1 protein-coding gene and 1 pseudogene are annotated in these 1,236 nt (G+C 73.6%); both read right to left on the reverse strand.

Annotated elements, in window-relative coordinates; all coding sequences use genetic code 11:
* Window positions 1–23 precede the first annotated feature (23 nt).
* On the reverse strand, window positions 24–578 hold the full coding sequence (gene sigM / locus H5J29_RS33340; protein ID WP_312858516.1) for an RNA polymerase sigma factor SigM: 555 nt from the start codon (window positions 576–578) through the stop codon (window positions 24–26).
* 67 nt (window positions 579–645) lie between these two features.
* A pseudogene (locus H5J29_RS33345) lies at window positions 646–1,236 on the reverse strand (protein kinase family protein); the annotation flags it as partial.

The following is a 1,236-nucleotide window of genomic DNA, read 5'->3' on the forward strand; positions in this document are numbered from 1 at the left end:
CCGGGTCAGCCAGCCCCCCGTCGTCATCCGCCCTCCCGCAGGTGTCCCAGCAGGCCCGCGAGCCGCACCCGACCGCGGGCGCACCGGCTCTTCACCGTGCCCACCGGCACCTCCAGGATGCGTGCCGCCTCCGCCACCGGATATCCCTCCACATCGACGAGAACAACGGCCAGTCGCTGGTCGACGGGCAGGTGAGACAGCGCGTCGACCACCGCCAGCCGCGTGGTCGCCTGGTCCGCGGGATCGCGCGCCGCGGGGATCAGGACGTGCCTGCGGCCTGCGGCGGCCGGGGCACGCGCGCGGTCGTGCCGGATCCGGTCGATGCACTTGTTCACCACGATCCGGTGCAGCCAGGTGCTCACCTCGGCCTCCCCGCGGTAGCTCGCCGCCCGGCGGTACGCGGCCAGCAGGGCCTCCTGGAGGGCGTCCGCGGCGTCCTCCGGGTCTCGCAGGGTGCGCAGCGCCACCGACCACAGCCGGTCCCCGTAGCGGCGGACCAGCTCGTCGAACGCCCGCCGCTCACCCGCGCGGTGGGCGGCGAGCAGCTGCCGGTCGGAGCGCGCGTCGAGCAGGGGCACGGCGCGGACGCTAGGAGCGCGCGCACCGCCCGGGACGCGGAACGGCGGAACCGTTCACGACTGTGAATCAGACCCCGGCGCGGTAGTAGACGATCTCGTCGATCTGGCTGACGTGCGCGTCCCCGCCGCCGCCCAGCTTCGTGATCCACACCAGCAGGTGCTGCACCGGCTGGCTGTCCGCGAGCGAGACCGTGGTGGTGCCCGCCTCCAGCGTCTGCTGGGTGAGCAGGGTGGTGTCCTCGAGATCGGGGTCGGCACTCGGGGCGGAGCGGATCTCCACCACCGTGTCGGCGCTCGGCGAGGCCACGGTGATCCGGGAGAGCTGCTCCACGCTCGCGAACGAGGCCATCAGCCCGACGCCGGGCTTCAACGCGGGCAGCTGCTGTCGGTAGGTGTAGGTGGTCCAGCTGGTGGACGGGTCGCCGTCGATCGCCCGGTCGACGTCCGCCGAGTTGTCCCGGTCCCCGGTCTTGTCGTAGACCTCGAGCGAGACGCCGGTGATCGGGACGTTCGACGCGGGCCCGCCGGGGACCGCGCTCGCCTGGTTCGAGTCCACCACGATCGCGGGCGCGGAGGGCTCGCCGAACAACGACCCGAGCTGCACACCCAGGTACCCGAGCACGGCGAGCACCGCCGCGGCCAGCACGGCGACCCCCAC

Origin of the sequence: Pseudonocardia pini, from assembly GCF_013870575.1 — a bacterium.
GTDB classification, from domain to species: domain Bacteria; phylum Actinomycetota; class Actinomycetes; order Mycobacteriales; family Pseudonocardiaceae; genus Pseudonocardia; species Pseudonocardia pini.